This is a genomic window from Proteiniphilum sp. UBA1028 (genome assembly GCF_002316955.1).
GTDB lineage: Bacteria > Bacteroidota > Bacteroidia > Bacteroidales > Dysgonomonadaceae > Proteiniphilum.
In genome coordinates, this window is the sequence record NZ_DCEN01000002.1 from 1 (window position 1) to 23,593 (window position 23,593).

The following is a 23,593-nucleotide window of genomic DNA, read 5'->3' on the forward strand; positions in this document are numbered from 1 at the left end:
AAGATTTTCCAACTTAATGTGGGTGCCCCAAAATGGCGTAACAGTCAGAATTAAGGCAAAGCCGAATTAGTTTTGTATCATAAAATGCCCGTCATACACACAAATTAGCTGGTGATGGGCATTTTTCATATTTATCACAAAAACAGTACTCCTGGAAAAATTTTCGCAAAATACCCTGTATGGGGAAAATAATTGAGAAAAAACAATCTGCAACAACAATGAAAAAAGTTCTAAGTTTTACAATCATCGCTTTCTTTTCAATTTTTGCAAGCTACGCACAGGAAAGATATAAGGATAAAACATTGACAGCTCAGGAGCGGGCGGAAGACCTGGTCAGAAGGCTCACACTCGAAGAGAAAGTCGGCCTGATGGTCGATACCTCTCAGCCTGTGGAGCGTCTTGGAATTAAACCTTATAATTGGTGGAACGAAGCACTGCATGGTGTTGCCAGATCAGGATTGGCCACCGTGTTCCCGCAGCCGATTGGGATAGCAGCGACATTTGACAGCAATCTGGTTTACAATGTGTTTTCCGCTGTTTCTGATGAAGCCCGGGCCAAGAACAGACAAAGTACTATACAAGATAGCTACAAAAGGTATCAGGGTTTAACAATGTGGACACCTACTGTAAATATTTTCCGGGATCCACGCTGGGGTCGGGGAATAGAGACCTATGGAGAAGATCCTTATCTTACCAGTGTTATGGGGGTATCTGTTGTGAAAGGATTACAAGGCCCTGGAGATTCGAAATATGACAAACTCCATGCATGTGCAAAACATTTTGCGGTTCACTCGGGGCCTGAGTGGAATCGACACTCTTTTAATGCAGAAAAAATTCCACTTCGGGATTTATACGAAACGTATCTGCCTCCTTTCAAAGCCTTGGTGAAAGAAGCTGGTGTAAAGGAAGTGATGTGTGCTTACAATAGATACGAAGGGGAGCCCTGCTGCGGAAACCGTCAGTTGTTGATGGAGATCTTACGGAAAGAATGGGGTTTTAACGGAATTGTGGTTTCCGATTGTGGAGCAATCGCTGATTTTTACAATGAGAAAGGACATCAAACACATCCGGATGCTGCCACAGCATCTTCAGATGCTGTGTTGGCTGGAACCGACCTGGAATGTGGGTCTAGTTATAAATCGCTGATTGAAAGCGTTAGACAGGGACTGATAAGGGAAGAAGATATTGATGTTTCTATAACCCGCTTGATGAAAGCCCGTTTTGAATTAGGGGAAATGGATGACCACTCCGATGTACCCTGGACAAAAATACCCTATTCTGTTGTTGCATCTTCTTCTCATGACTCTCTTGCTCTGGAAGTAGCTAGAAAGTCAATGACATTGCTCCTGAATAAAAACAAAGCCCTTCCTTTGAAAAAAAACATCAAAAAGATCGCCGTAATGGGTCCAAATGCAAATGATTCAGTGATGCAATGGGGAAATTACAATGGGACACCCAAACGAACCATCACAATACTAGAAGGGATCAGAAATGCTTTGGAAAATAGGAACGAGCTTATTTATGAGAAAGGCTGCGGTCTCGTGGAAAGAACACTTTTTAAAAGTACCTTCAGCAATTGCATATCGGACAACGGTCCTGGTTTTTCAGCTCAATATTGGAATAATCCGGAACAAGCAGGCGAGCCGGTGGCTTCAGATCAGATAACTACTCCTTTTAATTTCATCACCACCGGAGCCACAGTCTTTGCCCCGGGAGTGAACCTGACTGATTTTTCGTCTCAATACAAAAGTACGTTTCTCCCTGATGAAGACGGTGAGATAGAACTGGACTTTTATGCTTGCGGCGAAGTTAATCTGATCATTAACGGGGTGAAGGCAAAAGGGATCAGAGCCAATCACGGCGCACGCAGGATGTCTCATACAATGAGTGTTGAAAGAGGGATGTCGTACGATATTCAGATTGATTTCAGATACACGATGGGAGATGCGCAGCTGAATTTCGATCTGGGATATAAAGAAAATATCAACATAGGAAAATCCATCGAACGAATTAAAGATGCTGAAATAGTAATTTTTGCCGGCGGTATTTCTCCTGCTCTGGAAGGTGAGGAGATGGGAGTGAACCTGCCGGGATTTAACCGGGGTGATCGCACAGAAATCGAGCTTCCTGAAGTACAGAGAGAGTTCATTCAAGCTCTTCGTGATGCCGGCAAAAAGGTGATTTTTGTAAACTGTTCAGGCTCCCCGATAGCGATGGAGACAGAAGTTAAAAACTGCGAAGCAATCCTGCAAGCGTGGTATCCCGGTCAGTCGGGCGGAACAGCTGTAGCTGAGGTGATTTTTGGAGACTACAATCCTGCTGGGCGTTTGCCGGTAACCTTTTACAAAAACATCACCCAGCTACCCGACTTTGAAAATTACCATATGAAGGGACGTACGTACCGGTACATGACCGAAGAGCCACTATTTCCTTTCGGATACGGGCTTAGTTATTCCAGTTTCCAATACGGAACACCTACAATAGATAAGGCATCAATAAAAGTAGGAGAAGCCATAACTGTGACTGTGCCTCTGAGCAATTTGAGTAAGATTGACGGCGATGAAGTAGTACAGGCTTATCTTCGAAAAGAGAATGACTCTGAAGGACCTGCTAAAACATTAAGGGCATTCAAACGGGTTTATATTCCGAAAGGAGAAACAAAACTTGTGAATATTTTGTTTTCTGCAGAGCAGTTTGAATGGTGGAATTCAACGGCAGCCCGAATGGAAATTCAACCGGGTAATTATGAAATTCTGGTTGGCAGTAGTTCCCACAGCAGGGATCTTCAAAAACTAAATGTAATTATTCAGTAAAAAACAGAAAAGACAGATGACAAAACAATACAACACAGCGTACATTTTTGCCATTACCCTGGTCGCCACGTTGGGTGGATTGCTTTTTGGATATGATACAGCAGTGATATCCGGAGCGGAGAAATCGATTGAAGCCTATCTGATCAGACCATTGGGATTAAACTCACTTATTCACGGAGCAACGGTTTCAAGCGCTTTGATCGGATGCATCCTCGGGGGAGTCATTTCTGGACTTTTATCAAACCATTGGGGCCGTAAGAAAACATTGATATTTGCTTCCCTGTTATTTTTCGTCTCCGCATTGGGTTCCGGCTATCCTGAAGCGTTCTTCTTCACCAAAGGTGAACCCTCCATCGCCTTGCTGCTGACATTCAATTTTTACCGTATTATCGGAGGTGTTGGCGTTGGTTTGGCATCGGCTGTCTCCCCCATGTACATCAGCGAGATAGCACCTGCCAATATTCGGGGACGTCTGGTGTCGTTCAACCAATTTGCCATCATTTTTGGTATGTTGGTGGTCTATTTTGTCAATTGGGGAATTGCATACGGGCAAAGCATCGAATGGATCAACGATATTGGCTGGCGGTATATGTTCGTTTCCGAAGCCATTCCTGCCGCACTATTCGGTATTTTGTTATTTTTGGTTCCGGAAACGCCGAGATTCCTTCTCCTTTCAAGTAAAGACGACGAGGCAAAGTCGGTGTTAAAGAAGCTCTACTCAGACAATGGAACATCGCAGGCCATTTTTCAGGAGATAAAATTGTCAGTCGGACAGGCCACAAGCCGTGCAAAACTATTTTCGTATGGCAAAGTGGTGATTCTGATCGGCATCCTGCTCTCCGTCTTTCAGCAGTTCGTCGGCATCAATGTGGCGCTGTATTATGCGCCGCGCATATTTGAGAGTATGGGCGCGGCAAAAGATGCATCCATGCTCCAGACCATTATCATGGGGTTCGTGAACGTCCTGTTTACGGTTGTTGCGATATTAACCGTGGATAAATGGGGCAGGAAGCCACTGCTCATCACCGGCTCCATCGGCATGGCAGTCGGCATGTTTGCCATCTCCGTGTTGGCATTCAACAACATCATCGGCATCAGCACCCTGGTGTTTATCATCATCTATACAGCCTCATTTATGATGTCGTGGGGGCCGATATGTTGGGTGTTGATCTCCGAAATCTTTCCGAATAAGATCAGGGGACAGGCTGTAGCCGTGGCCGTGGCTTTTCAATGGTTTGCCAACTACCTGATTTCCTCCACCTATCCCGCCATGATGGAGTTCAGCGGAGGAATGACTTACGGCTTTTACGGCCTCATGGCCGTCCTGTCCGCACTCTTTGTCTGGAAAATGGTTCCCGAAACAAAGGGGAAATCATTGGAGGAAATGGAGAAATTATGGGGAAAGAAAAATGGGTAAATCAAAATGACACCCCTTAAAAATCAAATTACCACCCTGTTTACCGAAAGATCATGATTATTTTTATGACGCGTTAGCATTTGCAAATTAATAATAAGATATGAATACACAATACATGATTTTTATTGACCCATGATTATGTTTTCACCGTTTTTAAAGTGACAATAATTTTACACTATTACATATTCAATTTACATTACCGAATGAAACAAAATTTGTACCTGCTTCTGTTCCTGTTTATAACCATGTCGTGCAGCAATGCCACCGACCCATTGCCTTATAAATACGGATACTTATACACAGATCTGCCGTTTGAGATGCCACGGGTTGAAATACCTGTCTTCCCGAAGAACAGCGTAAACCTGCTCGATTTTGACGGCATTCCCGATGGAGTCACCCTGAACACGAATGCATTCGCTAAAGCAATGCAGGATTTATCCGATAAAGGAGGAGGTACGCTGGTCGTACCAAAAGGAGTGTGGTTCACCGGGCCCATCGTATTTCGTTCAAACATCAACATGCATCTCGAAAAGGGTGCCTTGATCCTTTTCTCACCCAATTTTGATCTCTACCCGCTGGTAGAAACCTCTTTTGAGGGACTGAACACCCGTCGCTGCCAGTCCCCCATCTCCGGTCGCAACCTGGAAAATATTGCCATCACCGGCGAAGGATCCATCAACGGGTCTGGTGAAGCGTGGAGGCCACTGAAGAAAGGGAAAGTATCCGAAAGTCACTGGAAACAGGTCCTGTCATCAGGCGGCGTTGTTAAAAACGGAGATTACTGGCTTCCATCGGAAGGGGCACTGAAAGGAAGTGAGATGAGCGACATGAACGTACCCCGGCAAGACATGACGGAAGAAGAGTGGCTGGAGATCAAGGATTTTCTGCGCCCGGTGATGGTCAGCTTCATTGAATGTAAAAATGTCTACCTGCAAGGGGTGTTGTTCGAAAACTCACCGGCCTGGAATATTCACCCGCTGATGTGTGAAAATGTGATCATCGACGGCATTTTTTCACGCAATCCCGGGTATTCACAAAACGGTGACGGACTTGACCTGGAATCCTGTAAAAATTCCATCATCGTGAACTCTCTCTTCGATGTGGGTGATGATGCCATCTGCATCAAATCAGGAAAAGATGAAGAGGGTCGTTTGCGGGGTCGCCCAACCGAGAACGTGATTGTGGAAAATTGCAAGGTTTTTCAGGGACATGGCGGTTTTGTGGTGGGCAGTGAAATGTCGGGGGGAGTGAAAAATATCTCCGTGAAAAATTGCCAGTTCCTGGGAACGGATGTGGGTTTGCGTTTTAAAAGCAATCGTGGGCGCGGAGGCGTGGTAGAAAATATATACATATCCGATATTTATATGTTTAATATTGCCACCGACTCGTTCCTGTTTGATCTCTTTTATGGAGGCAAATCGGCTTCGGAAGCGCTTGCCGACGGAGACACAACACCTACCGGTGAACCGGTATTTCCGGTTACGGAAGAAACACCGGTTTTTAAAAACATCTACGTGAAGGACCTGGTGTCGAGGAATGCCCGCAGGGCAATGTTCTTTAACGGGCTTCCGGAGATGAACATTGAAAACATCCATCTCGAAAATGCATTCATCACCGCTCGTTTTGGTGCAGAGTTTTCGGAATCAAGAGATATCATCCTTCAAAACGTGACGGTCATCCCCGAAGAAGGGCCTGCCTATCTGTTCCACAATGTGAAAAACTTCAAGGGCGAAAGCCTGGGTTATGAGATAAACGAACCGGCCAAAGCAGCTCAAATTACAGGAGAAAGCACCTCCGACGTGCATCTCTCCGGACTACCCAAAGAGCTGGTAAACATTGCTTCGGATGTGAACAAGGAACAGGTCATTTTCAAATAAACAACTACAACGATTAAATTCAGATCTGATGAATTCAAAATTGCTTTTGCCAGTATTCCTGTTGCTGTCGGTCTCTCTGATAAGTTCCTCACGCGAACCGGTGAAGATCCTCATGGCGGGCGATTCTACCATGGCCGACAAGCCGTTGTTCAAAAGCGGGAGGGATACCCTAACGGGAGAGGCATTCGAGGAAATCAACCACGAAAGAGGATGGGGTCAGCTGCTGCCTGAGCTGATCTCGGAAAAGGGAAAGGTAGTTAACTATGCCCGCAATGGAAGAAGTACACGCACCTTTGTCGAAGAGGGATTGTGGACGGAGCTCATCAACAATACGGCGCCAGGCGATATTGTCGTCCTCCAGTTCGGACATAACGATGAAGTGATCACAAAAAAAAGCTATACCAACCCGGTACAATTCCGGTTGAATTTCGTCGCATTTGTAAACGAAGTGAAGGCCAAAGGTGCATATCCTGTTCTCTGTACTGCTGTCGCCCGCCGGAAATTTGATGAAAACGGGAAACTGGTACCCACGCACGGAGACTATCCCGATATCATCCGTTCTGTAGCAACACAGGAGAAGGTACCGTTGGTTGACATGGAAAAGATCACATCAGCATGGCTGCAACAGGCCGGCGTGGAAGGTTCAAAAGTGTTCTTTCACAAACTTCCTCCCGGTGTAAGCCGCCTGCATCCAGACGGATTGGACGATAACACACACTTCAACGAAAAAGGGGCAAAGGAAGTGGCTGCATTTTTTATTGAGGAAGTCAAAAAGCAACAGATAAAAGAATTAACCTGTTTAATTAAATAATTATTGAAAATGAAAAAAGGATTGATACTGTTATTGACAATCTTAGCCGTTCTCTCAGGCTGCACGCAAAAAGCGACGACCAGCGGGGAACCCAATTATGTGAGAATGGCCAATTCGGAGATGAAACGTAATCCGGAAAGCTGGATGGTCGATTTTTCAAAAGATATTAAGTGGAACTACACACACGGACTGGAGATGCAGGCGATGATCCAGGTGTCTGAAAAGACCGGCGATGAGAAATATTATGCCTACGCCGAAAACTATGCCGACACCATGGTGAACGAAGACGGAACCATCAAAACCTACATTTTGGAGCGGTACAACATTGATCACGTCAATCCCGGGAAGATATTGTTCCCCATCTACAAGAAAACCCAAAATCCAAAATATCTGAAAGCGCTGCAGCTACTCAGAAGCCAGATGGAGACACACCCGCGCATCTCCAACGGGGGCTTCTGGCATAAGCAGATCTACCCCCATCAAGTGTGGCTGGACGGATTATACATGGCTTCCCCTTTCCTGGCAGAATATGGCAAAACCTTCGATGAACCCGCACTTTTCGATGAGGTGGCGTTGCAGCTTACAACGGCCTACGACGACCTGATCGACGAAAAGACCGGACTGCTCTATCATGGTTGGGACGAAAGCCGCGAGCAGCGATGGGCTGACCCTGTGACCGGGAAATCGCCCAACTTCTGGTCAAGAAGCATCGGCTGGTATATGATGGCCCTCGTGGATGTGCTGGATTTCATGCCCGCGGATCATCCGCAAAGGAAGGAAATCATCGCCATCCTGAATAAAATCTCCACAACGGTGGAAAAATTTCGTGATCCCGAAACAGGCATGTGGTATCAGGTGACCGATCAGGGCAGCAGAGAGGGCAACTACCTGGAATCGTCCGGTTCCATCATGTTTATCTATACCTGGGTGAAAGGAGCACAAAAAGGGTATCTTCCCGAAGCATTTGCCGAAAAAGGGAAAGCGGCTTATGATCTGTTCGTAAAACAGTTTATCAGGGAGAATACCGACGGCACCATTTCCGTGACCGACGTATGTTCAGTAGCCGGCCTTGGGGGTGAGAAAAAATACCGCGACGGCAGCTTCGAATACTATATCTCGGAGCCGGTGAGAGACGACGATCCGAAAGCAGTGGGACCCTTCATTATGGCGAGTATTTTGTTGGACAAGTAAAAGAAAATGATAATCTTTGTCTTATGAGTTTAAAACTGGTATCCCTGCAATGCATGCTTTTACTACTCTGGATTTCAACAGGTGCATCGGCACAGACGCCTGCCTTTCCGGGAGCAGAAGGTGCGGGAAAGTACGTGTCCGGAGGCAGGGGAGGGAAAGTGCTCTATGTCACCTCGCTCGACGACTCGGAAGAGGAGGGCACCCTGCGATGGGCCATCAGGCAAAAGGGCTCCCGCACAATCCTCTTCAGGGTATCGGGACAGATACGCCTTAAAAGCCCGTTAAAGATCAACAACGGAGATCTTACCATCGCGGGACAGTCGGCACCCGGCGACGGTATCTGCATCAGCGACTACGAGACAGTGGTCAGCGCGGACAACGTAGTCATCCGTTTTCTCCGATTCCGCCTCGGTGATAAAGCCGGGCGAGCCGTGGATGCTCTCTCAGGCATCGGACATGAAAACATCATCGTCGACCATTGCAGCATGAGTTGGGGCGTGGATGAGAACTCCTCTTTTTACGACAACAGAAACTTCACCATGCAATGGTGTTTCATCACGGAGAGCCTGCGCAACTCGGTGCACTCCAAGGGAAAACATGGATATGGAGGTATATGGGGAGGGCATAACGCATCGTTCCATCACAACCTGATTGCTCATAACGACAGCCGCAACCCACGTTTTTGCGGAAGCCGCTATTCCAGCAAACCTGACCTGGAAAGGGTGGATTTCAGAAACAATGTACTCTATAACTGGGGTGCAAACAACATTTATGCCGGAGAAGGGGGAAGCTACAATCTCATCAACAACTATTACAAACCCGGTCCCGCCTCAGGCGGCAGCACCGGAAAAAGATTGATCAACCCCGATGCGGACAACGGAGAAAACAAGCAGCCCAAAGGGATCCATGGCCATTTCTATCTGGAGGGAAACTATCTGGAAGGAAACTGCAAAGTATCAAAGGAGAACAGCCTGGGAGTTGAGCTGGGTAGCTCATTTCAGAAGTTTGCCCCGGAAGTGGTCCTGAACGATGTTCTTGCCGAAAAAACGTTCCCGTTTACACCGGTAGCCACGGATGTTGCACAGGAAGCATTTGAAAAAGTACTTGCCTATGGGGGTTGCTCCCTGGTAAGAGACAGGCATGATGAGCGTTATGTGGCAAATGTAAGAAGTGGATCATACACCTTTGAAGGCTCAGCCGGCAGTTCCAAAGGACTGATCGACAGCCAGGAGGATGTGGGAGGGTGGCCTGAGTACAACACTTACAACATGTACAAAGATAAAAATGCTGACGGCATCCCCGACGGATGGCTGGAAAAAAACTTCCCCGGGAAAGAGGCAAATGATCTGGATAGCGAAGGATACACCTATCTGGAAGTGTACCTCAATAGCCTGGTGTCACACTTGATTCCCGTCATAAGCAACGGGATTGGACAGAAGAGCTGTACAAATCCAAAGACGAAACAACCGAAACAATTTGTCGTGGATAAAGGAGGAGATGGCGACTTCAGCACTATACAGGAGGCTATTGATGCGGTTCGGGCCTTCGATCCGGACTATTCAACCACCATCTTTGTCAGGGAAGGTATTTACTATGAGAAGATCGTCGTTCCCGACTATGTCCGCGACCTCAAAATTGTGGGAGAGAACAGGGAGAAAACGATCATTTCAAACAACGACCACGCCCTGATCAACAATATGGGCACGTTCAGGACATATACAATGCAGATCAGAGGCGATGATATCATCCTGGAAAATATCACCATCGAGAACAATGCTCCCATGGTAGCCCAGGCCGTGGCATTGCATACCGAAGGGGAGCGGATTATCCTGATAAACTGCAGGCTGCTTGGAAACCAGGATACCCTTTATACCGGAGGAGAAAATGCACGGCTCTTTTTTTATCATTGCTATATTGAAGGTACGACCGATTTCATCTTCGGGCCCTCCACTGCATGGTTCGAAAAGTGCGACATCCGTTGCAAGAAAAACTCCTATATTACTGCTGCAAGTACACCAGAAGAGGTTGAATTCGGGTATATCTTCAATCGCTGCAGGATAACGGTAGCCGATGATGTCGCCTCGGTTTATCTGGGGCGACCCTGGCGGCCCTATGCCATGACACTGTTCATGAACTGTGAACTTCCCGGTGAAATTAATCCGTCGGGTTGGCACAATTGGGGCAAACCCGAAAATGAACAGACCGCCCGATACGCCGAATACAACAACACAGGCAAAGGCAGCAGTACCACACAACGGGTAGACTGGATGAAACCACTGACAACCGGGGAAGCACAAGACATTACACTGAAAAACGTGATGGGAAAGTTTTATAAGAAAATAACTATTGCACTACAAATGAATAATGAATAAAAAGAGCGTTTTCTACATTGTTCTATCTCTATGGATAGTTTTTTCCGGTTGCTCCACAACGCGGAATGCGATCGTTACGTTTAAGCATGACACGGAAAACTACAAAATAGACATCATCCTCAACGACCTCTATTTTACCTCATTGATCTATTCGGATACTCTTGAGAAACCATGTTTGTTCCCCATCAAAACGCCTTCGGGAAAATTCATCACCAGAGGGTACCCTCTCGAGCCCAGGCCCTTTGAGAGAACCGACCATCCTCATCATGTGGGATTATGGTTTAACTTTGGCGATGTGAACGGGATAGACTTCTGGAATAACTCATCGGCCATCGCCCCGGACAAAAAGATACACTACGGCTCTGTCCTGCTGGACACCATCCTGCTTGCAGATCCCACGAAAGGAAAGTTGAAGACACTTTCATCCTGGATAAATTTTCAGGGTGACACGCTCCTGTCGGAAGAAACGACCTATATTTTCAGCGGCATAAAAAACGAATACCGGTTTATTGAGAGAGAGACCCGATTAACGGCCATGCAGGAGGTTACACTCAGGAGCAACAAGGAAGGATTGATTGCGCTGCGGGTTGACAAGTCGTTTGAGGAAGGGAACGGCACCTACCGGAATCGGCAGGGAGCAACCGGCGAAGCAGGAGTGTGGGGTAAAAGAACACCCTGGGTGGCATTGCGTGCCGATAAAGAGGGTGAAATAATTACCATCGTTATACTGGACCATGCACAAAACCCCAACTATCCGGGATGGCCACACGCTCGTGGTTACGGACTTTTTTCAATGAACAACCTGGCGGGTGAAGCAATGGACAAATCATCGGGACCCATAGAGATTAAATTACAACCCGGAGAGAACATCACTTTTACACACAAGCTGATCATCGGCGGCGACATGAGCGATGAAGAAATTAATAGCATGATGCATCAATTCAATCGGCAATAATATCCTGAATATTCACCTTACAATTGATATAAAAATGAACAACAAACTACATTCAATGTCGAGAAGAAAATTCCTGGCTGTCTCCGGAGCTATCGCCGGAACAACCCTTGTGGACCCTAAATCACAGATTCTTGCAGGGAACACCTCCGCTATCAGGCAAAATGCGGCTAAAACCAAAGTGGCTGTCGTCGGACTCGGAAACAGAGGTACAGGTATGTGGGGAGGTAGCGTGGTAAAAGATTACTCCAACTTTGTGGAGTATGTGGGCCTGTGCGATCATAATCCGGGAAGGCTCGAGACAGGCAGCCAAATGATTGGGGCAAATTGTCCTACCTACACCGATTTTGAACAAATGATGCGCGAGGTAAAACCAGAGGTGCTCATCGTAACCACCGACGATAATACACACGATTATTTTATTGAAAAAGGGATGGAGATGGGTGCCGATATTATCTGCGAAAAACCCATGGCGATTGACGAGAAAAAAATTCAGACCATTATCGATGCCGAAAAGAGAACAGGCAAAAGTTGCCGCGTCACCTTCAACTACCGATACTCTCCTCATCGTGCAAAAATGTGGGAGATACTGCGTTCCGGCGAGATAGGTGACCTGACTTCTGTCGATTTCCACTGGTATCTTGACACTTCACACGGGGCAGATTATTTCAGAAGATGGCACAGGCTCGTGGAAAAAGGAGGATCATTATGGGTACACAAAGCCAGTCATCATTTCGACCTGCTGAACTGGTGGATTCAAAGTGATCCTGAAAGCGTATATGCATTGGGTGATTTGGAATTTTACGGAAAAAACGGCCCTTTCAGGGCAGACAACTGCAGAAGTTGTCCTCACACAAAAGAGTGTAACTTCTACTGGGATATTACGAAAGACCAAAGGCTCAAAAGGTTGTATGTGGATAATGAAAAATATGACGGCTATCATCGCGATGGCTGCGTGTTCAGAAATGATGTGAACATCTACGACAAAATGGCTGCTACCATCAAATATAAGAATGGGGTTCAGGTAGCATACTCACTGACAACCTATTCCCCCTATGAAGGATACAGAATTGCCTTCAATGGCACGAAAGGAAGGATGGATGCCTGGATCCAGGAATCGAATCCCACGTCCGACGTGAACTACGACGAGATTGTTATCGCCAAAAATTTCGGAAAAAGAGAATACATACAAATTCCTCAGGGTAGCGGACATGGAGGAGGCGACAAGCTTCTGAAAGATCAGGTATTTATACCCAATACGCCCGATCTGCTAAAACAGGCTGCTGGAGTGAGAGACGGTGCGTTGGCCTGTCTGGTGGGAATCGCTGCCAGGAAGAGTATCTCAACGAAAGAAACGGTCTATATCAAAGACCTTACCTCCATCAAACCCCAGGAGAAGAAAGCTTAGGGGAAGATGCACTAAGTAGAATGAAACGATGCCAATAGCCTCCTGAACACGGTATACAATCAGAAAGAAGCTTATTTAAATGAGATAGCAAAAGAAACAAAATTGAATAAAAATGCTGAACAAAACGACAATCCTTATCTTATTACTAACAGTAAACATCTTTCCGATGTTACCGCAGAGGCAGCTTTCCAAAACCTGGATTGCCGACTTAGGAAATGGGAACTATCAGAACCCTATCCTTTATGCCGATTATTCTGACCCGGACGTGTGCCGTGTGGGCGATGACTACTACATGACCGCATCGAGTTTCAATTGTGTGCCGGGATTGCCGATTCTGCATTCCAGAGATATGGTAAACTGGCAGCTAATTAATCACGCTCTTCAGCGACTGACGCCCGATGCGCTTTTTTCATCACCGATGCACGGGAATGGGGTATGGGCACCTTCCATCCGCTACCACAACGGTGAGTTTTATATTTACTACGGCGATCCCGATTTTGGAATATATATGCTGAAGACCGCAGATCCACGTGGAAAATGGAGCGATCCTGTACTGGTAAAAGCAGGGAAAGGATTGATTGACTCTACCCCGCTGTGGGATGACGATGGTAAAGCCTATCTGGTATACGCTTATGCCGGAAGCCGTGCTGGCATAAAAAGCGTGTTGAACATCGCTGAAATGAATGAGGAGGGCACGAAGGTGATCACGCCCGGTAGAATTGTGTACGACGGACATGAAGCAGACCCGACTATTGAAGGGCCAAAATTCTACAAAAGAAACGGATACTACTATATTTTTGCTCCTGCCGGCGGTGTAGCAACAGGATGGCAAACCGTGTTACGTTCAAAAAGTGTGTATGGCCCCTACGACCGGAAAGTAGTGCTGGCGCAAGGAAATACTGAGGTGAACGGGCCGCATCAGGGAGCCTGGGTGGACACGCCTGACGGCGAACATTGGTTTTATCATTTTCAGGATGTCGGCCCTTTTGGACGTATTGTTCACCTGCAGCCGATGGTATGGAAAAACGACTGGCCGGTAATTGGACTGGACCGCGACAACGACGGCTGTGGCGAACCGGTCAAAACCTACCGTAAACCAAAAATTAACGGTTCGTTTCCAATAGCAACTCCTGCGGAAAGTGACTCATTCGAAGCCGGAGAGCCGGGTCTGCAGTGGCAGTGGCACGCCAACCCAATGGATTGGTGGTATTTTGCGGATGCGAAATCAAAAAAATTACACCTTTATTCTGTGCCTATATCAGAAAATTATTTAAATTTGTGGAATACACCGAACCTGTTGTTGCAAAAATTCCCTTCCAACGAATTTACGGCAACGGTTAAACTCACATTCCTGCCCTCAGCAGCCATCAGCGGGGAGCGCACAGGGCTGGTGGTTATGGGCATGGATTATGGATTGCTATCGCTCGAGAAAACAAACGAGGGATTTATTCTCTCTCAAAACGAGTGTATCAATGCCGACAAAGGTTCAAAAGAGGCTGTAAACGAAAGTGTCGCTTTGAATGAATCCTCGCTTTACCTTCGTGTAAAAGTCACCCCCGACGCCAAATGCCTCTTCAGCTACAGCAAAGATGGCAACACTTACTCCGTTCTTGGGAAGTTGTTTCAGGCAAGGGAGGGAAAATGGATCGGTGCAAAAGTGGGTGTGTTCTGTACAAGGCCCGTGAGTAACAATGATGGAGGCATGGTTTCACTCGACTGGTTTACAATGGAGTGAGCAGCGCCCTGAGCACAAATGATTATTATTCAACTTTAAAATCTGATAAATATGTCACGACTGGTCACTCTTTACTCGCTTCAATGGGGAGATTTATCGCTGGAAGATGTTTGTAAAAAAGCAAAAGAATTCGGTTATGACGGTATAGAGATCGGACTGCCGGATCATCTTGATGTACGAAATCAGAACCCGGATTATTATCAAAGCATTAAAGATCAATTGGCAAAATACGGGCTGAGACTTCGGACAATTTCTTCTCACCTCGTGGGGCAGGCTGTATGTGACCGGATCGATGAAAGACACAAAGGGATTCTTCCCGATTATATATGGGGAGACGGCAAGCCCGAAGGAGTAAGGCTACGCGCAGCGGAGGAGTTGATTTTAACGGCGAAAGCAGCAAAATCGCTGGGAGTAGATACCGTCGTCGGATTCACCGGCAGTCCTATCTGGCATTTACTCTATGCTTTCCCTCCTGTTCCTGAATCAATGATTGAAGATGGTTACAAGGAGTTCGCACGCCGGTTTGGGCCGGTTTTGGATGAATTTGAGAAATTGGGCGTACGCTTTGCACTGGAAGTACATCCCACCGAGATTGCCTTCGACACCTTTTCAGCCCGCAGGGCGTTGGAAGCGGTAAATCATCATCCTGCCTTCGGATTTAATTACGATCCGAGCCATTTGGGATACCAAGGTGTAGATTATGTGAATTTTATTTATGAATTTCCCGATCGTATTTTTCGTGTGCATATGAAAGATGTCTACTGGAGCGACACGCCAAAACAGGTCGGCGTCTTTGGCGGACACCTGCCGTTTGGCGACCCTCGCCGATTCTGGAACTTCCGAAGTGTGGGCAGAGGGAAAATTAACTTTGAGGAGATCATCCGTGCGTTGAACGCGATAAACTACACGGGACCACTTTCAATTGAGTGGGAAGATAGTGCCATGGATCGTGAACAGGGTGCCCGGGAGTCTTGTGAATATACCAAGCGGATGGACTTCCTGCCTTCTGCACATGCTTTTGATGCTTTCTTTGCGAAAGACGCCGATGGCTCTTGAAAACAAAATAATTGTATAAAAATATGAAAACCGGAAAATTGAGAATGGGCATGGTTGGTGGTGGTAAGACAGGGTTTATCGGTGCCATCCACCTGCGTGCGGCATTGATGGAAAACATGATTGAACTGGTGTGTGGTTGTTTTAGTTCCGATCCCGGGAGATCCCTTGATTCGGGACGTGCTTATTTTCTTCCTGAAAACCGCATTTACAGCTCATATCAAGAGATGTTTGAACGTGAAATGAAGCTACCCGAAGAGGAACGAATGAATATTGTGGCCATCGTGACACCCAATAAATATCATTACGAACCGGCCATGATGGCGTTGGAGCGAGGCATTCACGTGGTTTTGGATAAGCCCATGACTTTTTCTCTTGAGGAGGCCGTAAAGCTTCAGAAAAAGGTAAAGGAAACAGGATTGGTTTTGGCCCTGACGCACGTTTATACCGGATACCCCGCGGTAAAGGAGATGAAAGCCAGAATAGCTGCCGGAAATCTGGGCAAAATAAGACGTGTCTATGTGGAGTATCCGCAAGGATGGCTCTCCGATCGCATAGAGTTACAGGAAGGGAATAATGCCGGATGGCGAACTGATCCCGGGTTGTCGGGAAAAGCAGGATGCATGGGGGACATAGGAACGCATGCCTGGCATCTGTGTGAATATGTCACGGGACTAAAGGTTGAAGAAATTTGTGCCGAGCTGAATACCTTTGTACCCGGGCGAAGGATAGACGATGACGGAACAGCTTTCATGCGTATGGAGCAGGGAGTAAAAGCCCTGCTTTCTGCCAGCCAGATCGCCATTGGAGAAGCCAACAAGGTGAATATACGCGTATATGGTGAAAAAGGAGGGATGCAATGGGTTCAGGAAAATCCGAACGAATTGCGCATACTGCAGGGAAACAAACCGGAAGAGATCGTGCGCATAGGAAATAACGGTTATCTCGGGACCGATGCGCTTTGGAATACACGTACCCCCGCAGGGCATCCTGAAGGATTTATCGAAGCATTTGCCAACATTTACCGTAACTTTGCACTCACCGTGATGACCCGCCAAAAGGGGGAAATTCCTACGGAAAATATGCTTGATTTTCCAAATGTTAACGACGGGGTAAGAGGCATGCAATTTATCGAAACAGTGGTTAAGTCAGGCTGGAGCGATGGCCAAAAATGGGTAAAATGGGTCGAATGAAAAACGCAATACAACAATCACAATAATCATGAAAAGACGTAATTTTATTGCAAAATCTGCACTGCTTGGCGTGACCGTTCCGATGGGAGTTGGGTCCACACAAGCTCTCCTCACATCTTGCAACAGGGAAGAGAAAAAGTCGGACAAAAGGGTTACGCCCGAAGAGCTGGGTATGTTTTCCTTTGTCGATATTGCTCCCGATGGAGAGCCGTTAAAGGCAGCGCTCATCGGATGTGGCGACCGGGGCACCGGAGCTGCCTCCCAATTTCTGGAGTCGGGACCGAATGTATCCATCATTGCCTTGGCCGATCTGTTTCCCGACAGAATGGGAAATTGCCGGAAGGTCCTCTCTGAAAAGTTCGACAACAACGTGGCCGACAGCAATTGCTTTTTGGGATTTGATGCCTATCAGAAGATCATGGAAATGCCGGATATCGATATTGTTTTATTGTGTACGCCGACCCATTTCCGTCCGGAACACTTTAAAGCCGCGGTAGAGGCCGGCAAGCATATCTTCATGGAGAAGCCGTGTGCGGTGGATCCTGTAGGCATACGCACGGTGATAGCAGCCTCTAAGGTGGCTACGGGCAAAGGATTGACCGTGGTGACCGGGAACCAGCGCAGGCATCGCCGCGACTATTGGGAAGCATACATTGAAGTAAGAAACGGAATCATCGGAGACATTGTATCCACCACCTCCCATTGGGATCAGGGTGCCTGGTGGAACAAATCCAAACGCCCTGAGTGGAGTGATATGGAATATTGTATCCGTAATTGGTTTAATATAAAATGGCTGAGCGGGGATCACATCCTCGACCAGGGAATCCATAATATTGATGTGGTCACCTGGTTTATGGGCGACAAGCCGCTGAAAGCTGTCGGTTTCGGTGGCAGAGCGCGAAGATTGACCGGCGACATCTTCGATTTCTTCAGTGTGGATTATTATTATAACAACAATAAAAGGATGTTGCACACAGCCCGCCAGATCGACGGATGTGATGGGAATGTATCGGAACAGATCCTGGGTACAAAAGGGATTGCGCAGCTGAACGACCGGGGAGAGATAAGGATACTGGATTGGAACGGGAATCTGTTGTGGGAATACGATTATGAGAACAAACCCGTGCAGAATCCCTATAACCAGGAACATATCCACCTGGTCGAATCGGTCCGGCTTAACAAAAAAATAAATCAGGCCGAAGACCTGGCCTACTCCAACATGGTCGCGATACTGGGAAGGGAAGCTGCCTATACGGGCAAAGAAATTGGCTGGGATGAGATCATGTCTTCCACGCTCCGCTACGGACCGGAAACCTATGAGATGGGCCCCCTGCCCGATTATCAGGAAGGAGTGGTACCCGTGCCGGGAAAAGATCCCAAGGCACCCATGTAAAGATCAGATCATAAAGAATTTTCATACGGGCATGCCTGAACGGGCTGACTCGTATGAAAATATTCAGGAAGAGAATCTAAAAGCAATCAATCATGAGAATCAACAAACAATTTTTATCTTTCTTTTTAGGTATTATGACAAGCATTGCGGGTTGTACCGGTGCAAATAAACCGTCCCACAACATTGAGAGCGGCAATAAAACACTACAGGGCAAAAAGGTGTTGTACGTATATGGTGGTTGGCAGGGACATGAACCAAAACAGTGCCGTGATATCTTTGTCCCCTGGCTAGAAGCTGAAGGAGCCGAGGTCTTTGTGTTCGACGAACTTACATGTTACACCGACTCCGCGTTAATGAATGAGGTTGATTTGATCATTCAACATTGGACCCAGGGTGAGATATCGCAGGAGCAGGAGAAAGCCTTGTTGAAAGCAGTAAAGGGGGGGGCCGGGCTGGCCGGATGGCACGGTGGCACAGGAGACTCGTTTCGCAACAATGTGGAATTTCAGTATATGGTGGGAGGGCAGTGGGTTGCCCATCCGGGAAATATCATACCCTATACGGTAAATATCACAACAAATGATGATCCTGTTACCACAGGATTAAGCGATTTTGTCATGAGCTCTGAACAATACTATATGCATGTTGATCCCAATGTGAAGGTTCTTGCGACTACCCGTTTTTCAGGCGACCACAACTCATGGATTGAAGGTGCTATCATACCGGTGGTATGGAAAAAGTCATTCGGAAACGGACGCGTATTTTATTCCTCTCTGGGGCACGTGGCAAAAGATTTCGAGGTGCCCGAAGCGCTGGAGATCATGAAACGGGGCATACGATGGGCAGCAGAAAGCAAAGAAAAGGGATCCGAGGCATGGGTAAGCCCTGCCTATAAATGACCCCTTTCTCTACTATCTTGTTTTTCTCGTCAGAAACGCTTCCGGCCGTTTATCGTAATATTCTTCAGTGCTAGATTTCGGATAAAACCTTGGGGAATATCATCCTTTTTTGTTTTGATTTGCAGGTTTTCAAAGGTGAAATCAGACAGGATATACTGATCCGATTCGGCGACATCGAAAAACACGTTACACTCCAGGGAGATGTCACGCATAGTGATATTGCTGGAGTAGGAAAGCGGGATGGTCTCTTCTCCCTGCAGATCAAAAAACTGGGTCCAGGGCTTGATATAAAGGAAACTGTTTGCGTTCCCGGTGATATTTTCCACAAGAATATATTCGTAATTTTGTGGAGTATCGGGACGCATCTTCAGCCAGAGAAGCCTGACTGCCTGGTCCACTTGTAAACGACGGACAATGATGTTGCGGTTGTGAATGGACTCACTACCGCAGGTGAGCACACCATGGCAGAAGCCAAAGGTGCAATCTTCAATGATGATGTTGCGATTGGCTCCGTTATTTGGGTCCTTATCGGCATGGGGGCCCTTTCCTCCCTTGAGAGCGATGGCATCATCGTTGACCGAAATTTTACAACCAGTAATATGCACATTGGTACATACGTCAATGTCCACGGCATCAGAACTGGGCGCTTTCACTGGTTCCCTGGGAGCGAAAATCGTTAGTCCGGAAAGTCTTACATTTTCACTTTTGTAGAGATGAGTAGTCCAGAATGGAGAGTTGATCAGCCGCACGCCGGTGAGATGTACATTCTTACTGTTCGAAATGAAAACCAATCGTGGACGCATCTCGTCCAGATTGGTACATTGTGGGTTAAACTTCCTGCGTAGCCAGAATGATTTCCAGTAACGCAGCCCGTTGCCATCAATGGTTCCCTTGCCGGAGATGGTAAAACCATCGAGGTTGTCGGCATTCACCAGTGCTGCAAAATAGTCGATGCTTCTCCCCTCTATGCGGGTAGGCAGAATGGGGAAGTTGCTGATATCGTCGCTCCCCTTCAACACTGCATCCTCCTCCAGATGGAGATGGGTATTCTGCCTGAAGAAAAGAGCGCCGCTGAGGAACACGCCCTTTGGGAAACTGATCACTCCTCCTCCGTTCACGTGAGCCCTGTCGATGACGGCCTGTATCCGCTCTGTCTGAAGAAGGGTACTGTCGTTCACCACGCCATAGTCGGTGATCCGATAGATCTTACCCAGCTTCTCAATCTTTACCTTTTCGAAGTTCGTGAACCAGTCGGGGATCACTGTTCCGTCGGGAAACCGATCGTTCGCGAAAAAAGGGACACTCGTCAAAGTGCAAATCAAAATCAGAATTGTTTTTTTGAACTTCATATTTGTATCTTTTGTCGTAATAATTTTTGAATGATGTCACCCTGCAGCAATAGGAAGAATGATCTATTGACCGTTTTCGACTAAGCGTTGCGATACGAAAGAAACTGCATCATCCCCCACCTCACTGCCCAGATCAACCTGCTCACTGTCGTGAGAACCCATGAGTACAATCTTTTCGGTCTTGCCTCCCCTGATCTGATAGATGGTTTCGACCAGCGAGTCGGCCACCAGGTTTTCAACGGTCAGGTTACGCACATTGTTCAGTTTCAAGGCTGCTCCTGATTCGGTATAAATTTGAATGCCCTTCAGCATGATCTCTTCGGAATCAATCAATTCTGCACCTTCCCGGGCATGCACCACAAACCCCTCGATGTGGATATTCTCGATATTTTGTTCTGGCAAGCCATGGAAGTACATAGCCCTGCGTGCATTCCGGCAGGTAACTTTTTCCACGAAAATGTTCCGAAAAGCCGGCGTCGTCTCATCTACCGGAAGCAATAGCTCTTCCTGGGGCGCCTGATCGCCGTCGTCGAATGATTCCACAGCCGACTTACCACCATAATAGAGGTTGAACAACAAAGGCTCTGTCGCAATATCGAACATGCTGATATTGGAGATGTAGATGTTTTCCACCACGCCGCCTCGCCCCCTGCGACTTTTGAAACGGAGGCCTACATCCGTACCCAGGAACTGGCAGTTGGAGACGGAGACATTCCTCACACCTCCCGACATCTCGCTGCCCACGACAAAGCCTCCATGTCCCTTGAAAACGGTACAGTTGTCCACAATCAGGTTCTCGGTAGGCATGTTGCGCCGTCTTCCATCCTCATCTTTTCCCGATTTGACACAGATACCATCATCTCCCACATCGAAGGTGCTGTTCACGATCAGGCTGTTCCGGCAGGACTCCAGGTCGACGCCGTCGCCGTTCTGTGCGTAAGAGGGATTGCGCACCTGGATGCCGTCGATGATCACATTCTCGCACATCAGCGGATGGATATTCCAGGCGGGGGAGTTCTGAAAAATTACCCCCTGCAGATACACATTCCTGCAGTTCTGAAAGCTTATCATCACAGGGCGCAGAAAATCCCTTAAGGCAAGCCATTCCTCTTCCGATTGCAGGTTACGGGGTACATTCATCTCGCTGGTGGTATCACCATGCAGATAGGCGGCAGAAGGCATCCAGTAGTCGTCTCGTTTAAAGACTCCACCTTGTGAGGTTGCCTGATTCCACTCTCTCTCTGTCACCTTATCCCTCTTCAACGGACGCCAGTAATGGCCATTGCCATCGATGGTCCCACTGCCGGTGATGGCAATGTTCTGCAGATCTTTACCCCAGATAGGAGACTGACAGCGTCGGGTGTCCAACCCTTCGAACGATGTTTCTACCAGCGGATACAGATCCTTGTCGGGAGAAAAGAGTATGATTGATCGATCCTCCAGGTGCAGGTTGATGTTGCTCTGTAACACAATGGGCCCTGTGAACCAGACACCTGCGGGCACTACCAGCCTCCCTCCCCCCCGGGAGGAGAGATGGTCCATTGCCTTGGCAAAGGCACCGGTATTCAGAGATGTACCATCACCTCTGCCCCCGAATTCGGTCACGGAGACACTATAGTCGGGGAATATGGGAGGTGAGAGCAGTGGCATCTCAAACGGCAGGTTTTCATACAGATAACCATAGGGTGAATCCTGTCCTGAGCCATCCTTACAAGATGTGATCAGCATCAGGGCAAACAGAAAAAAGGAGAATCTTGAAAATGTATGCATAAAATCAAACGTTATTTTTTCAATTCGAGACATCCCATGATAAAGGGGCCGGTGGCCTTGGCATCGTTGTCTCTGATCTTTTCACTGATATAATATTCAAAGCTTCCGTCGCGATAGGGATTCCCTCCCAGCCCGCCCACAGAACAGCACTGGGTAAGAGATAGCGTACCGTCTTCGTGTTCGGTGATGAGCCTGTTCATCAGTCCCTCATAGGCTTTCTCCGCCACTGCGCGGAATTTTTCATTAATATATCCTTTGTTCGTTGCTTTTGCGAGCGAATACATAAACATGGACGAGACCGATGCTTCCAGATAGTTTCCCGCCCTGTCCCCCTGGTCCAGCACCTGGTACCAGAGGCCCGATACATCCTGGTAGCGTGGCAATGTCTCGGCCAGTCCCCCGATCATGCGGATCAGTTCGGAACGTTGCGGATGTGCTGCCGGTATATAATCCAATGCATCCACCAGTGCCATGAACCACCAGCCAATGCTGCGCCCCCAGAAGTTGGGCGACTGTCCGGTCTCCTTGTTGGCCCATTGTTGCCTCTTGCTTTCGTCCCAGGCATGATAATAAAGTCCGGTAGTTTCGTCGTAGGTGTGCCTGGCGCAGATCAGGAACTGATTCATCACATCATCGATGAGTTCCGGCCGGTCGAAGGTAACGGCATATTCAGCCAGGAAGGGTGCCCCCATGTAGAGCCCGTCGAGCCAGATCTGATGGGGATAAATCAGCTTATGCCAGAAAGCCCCTTCGTGTGTGCGGGGATGCACTTTCATCTGATCTACCAGTCGGTCCATGGCCAGCCTGTACTTCTCATTGCCCGTCTGTCGGTAAACCTCGAAGAGCACCTTCCCGGAGTTTATGTAGTCGATATTGTAGGTCTCCACCTTGTAGAGATGAATCTCGCCCCGATCATTGATCAGGGTATCGGCCCACTCAATCACATAATCGAGATACTTGCGGTCGCCGGTCTCTCTCCATACTTTCAGCATCGCCATCGTACCCACCCCTTGTGCGTAACCGAAATAGAGTCGTTTACCATGATCCAGCTGCCAGGCCTGTGGAGCACGTTTCATCTCCGAATCGGCAAATCGGACAGCCGTCGACTGGGCTATTGTGCCCTGTACCATCAGCAGGGCCATTAAACAGAATGATGTTATTTTATACATAAATGTTATGGTGAAAGGTTTATCTTACGAGCGTGACCGACATCAGTCCGATGACCACCTCGTTGGCAATGGTCTTTAAGACAATGTCCTCCAGCTCCTTATTTTTATCCAGCGGCAGATCCAGTATGATGCCGGCCCCCCCATCGATGGATCGACCGTAAACTTCCTCCACGGGCACCTCATCGTCGAAG

Annotated in this window: 15 protein-coding genes and 1 pseudogene; 13 read left to right on the forward strand and 3 right to left on the reverse strand. The window is 47.6% G+C overall.

Going from position 1 to position 23,593, the window contains the following annotated elements; genetic code table 11:
• The first annotated feature begins 218 nt into the window (after window positions 1–218).
• The 13 genes from xyl3A to B3Z75_RS00115 all read left to right on the forward strand — a co-directional run bounded on the left by xyl3A (window position 219) and on the right by B3Z75_RS00115 (window position 19,114).
• Window positions 219–2,813, forward strand: a complete 2,595-nt coding sequence (gene xyl3A, locus B3Z75_RS00055; protein WP_294066269.1) for a xylan 1,4-beta-xylosidase — start codon at window positions 219–221, stop codon at window positions 2,811–2,813.
• 16 nt (window positions 2,814–2,829) lie between these two features.
• Complete coding sequence (gene xylE, locus B3Z75_RS00060) at window positions 2,830–4,230, forward strand: D-xylose transporter XylE (RefSeq protein ID WP_294066273.1); 1,401 nt, start codon at window positions 2,830–2,832, stop codon at window positions 4,228–4,230.
• A 203-nt stretch (window positions 4,231–4,433) separates the two neighbouring features.
• The gene (locus B3Z75_RS00065; protein ID WP_294066276.1) at window positions 4,434–6,107 is read left to right on the forward strand and encodes a glycoside hydrolase family 28 protein; all 1,674 of its coding nucleotides are present in this window, start codon (window positions 4,434–4,436) and stop codon (window positions 6,105–6,107) included.
• 28 nt (window positions 6,108–6,135) lie between these two features.
• A complete protein-coding gene (locus B3Z75_RS00070) occupies window positions 6,136–6,918 on the forward strand; it encodes a rhamnogalacturonan acetylesterase (protein WP_294066279.1) in 783 nt (260 codons plus the stop codon).
• A gap of 9 nt (window positions 6,919–6,927) precedes the next feature.
• On the forward strand, window positions 6,928–8,109 hold the full coding sequence (locus B3Z75_RS00075) for a glycoside hydrolase family 88/105 protein (RefSeq protein WP_294066282.1): 1,182 nt from the start codon (window positions 6,928–6,930) through the stop codon (window positions 8,107–8,109).
• Window positions 8,110–8,132: 23 nt separating this feature from the next.
• Window positions 8,133–10,481 (forward strand): pectinesterase family protein, encoded by a 2,349-nt coding sequence (locus B3Z75_RS14225; protein WP_294066284.1) that lies wholly within the window; start codon window positions 8,133–8,135, stop codon window positions 10,479–10,481.
• Window positions 10,474–11,436: a PmoA family protein gene (locus B3Z75_RS00085; RefSeq protein WP_294066287.1), complete on the forward strand. Its 963-nt coding sequence runs from the start codon at window positions 10,474–10,476 to the stop codon at window positions 11,434–11,436. The genes B3Z75_RS14225 and B3Z75_RS00085 overlap by 8 nt, the downstream gene beginning before the upstream one ends.
• Window positions 11,437–11,470: 34 nt before the next feature.
• A complete protein-coding gene (locus B3Z75_RS00090; protein WP_294066290.1) occupies window positions 11,471–12,841 on the forward strand; it encodes a Gfo/Idh/MocA family oxidoreductase in 1,371 nt (456 codons plus the stop codon).
• A gap of 106 nt (window positions 12,842–12,947) precedes the next feature.
• Window positions 12,948–14,576 (forward strand): glycoside hydrolase 43 family protein, encoded by a 1,629-nt coding sequence (locus B3Z75_RS00095; protein ID WP_294066388.1) that lies wholly within the window; start codon window positions 12,948–12,950, stop codon window positions 14,574–14,576.
• Window positions 14,577–14,627: 51 nt separating this feature from the next.
• A complete protein-coding gene (locus B3Z75_RS00100) occupies window positions 14,628–15,632 on the forward strand; it encodes a sugar phosphate isomerase/epimerase family protein (RefSeq protein WP_294066293.1) in 1,005 nt (334 codons plus the stop codon).
• Between the two features lie 23 nt (window positions 15,633–15,655).
• A complete protein-coding gene (locus tag B3Z75_RS00105; RefSeq protein ID WP_294066296.1) occupies window positions 15,656–16,822 on the forward strand; it encodes a Gfo/Idh/MocA family protein in 1,167 nt (388 codons plus the stop codon).
• Window positions 16,823–16,850: 28 nt separating this feature from the next.
• On the forward strand, window positions 16,851–18,215 hold the full coding sequence (locus tag B3Z75_RS00110; RefSeq protein WP_294066299.1) for a Gfo/Idh/MocA family protein: 1,365 nt from the start codon (window positions 16,851–16,853) through the stop codon (window positions 18,213–18,215).
• A 92-nt stretch (window positions 18,216–18,307) separates the two neighbouring features.
• Window positions 18,308–19,114: a ThuA domain-containing protein gene (locus tag B3Z75_RS00115; protein ID WP_294066302.1), complete on the forward strand. Its 807-nt coding sequence runs from the start codon at window positions 18,308–18,310 to the stop codon at window positions 19,112–19,114.
• Between the two features lie 29 nt (window positions 19,115–19,143).
• On the opposite strand, the gene B3Z75_RS00120 is transcribed toward B3Z75_RS00115, so the two are convergent.
• The 3 genes and pseudogenes from B3Z75_RS00120 to B3Z75_RS00130 form a co-directional block, all read right to left on the reverse strand.
• Entirely contained in the window at window positions 19,144–20,463 is a 1,320-nt protein-coding gene (locus B3Z75_RS00120) for a rhamnogalacturonidase (protein ID WP_294066305.1), read from the reverse strand.
• Window positions 20,464–20,526: 63 nt separating this feature from the next.
• Window positions 20,527–22,233: a glycoside hydrolase family 28 protein gene (locus B3Z75_RS00125; protein WP_414702831.1), complete on the reverse strand. Its 1,707-nt coding sequence runs from the start codon at window positions 22,231–22,233 to the stop codon at window positions 20,527–20,529.
• An 11-nt stretch (window positions 22,234–22,244) separates the two neighbouring features.
• Window positions 22,245–23,324, reverse strand: a pseudogene (locus B3Z75_RS00130) (glycoside hydrolase family 88/105 protein); the annotation flags it as partial.
• Window positions 23,325–23,593: the final 269 nt, after the last annotated feature.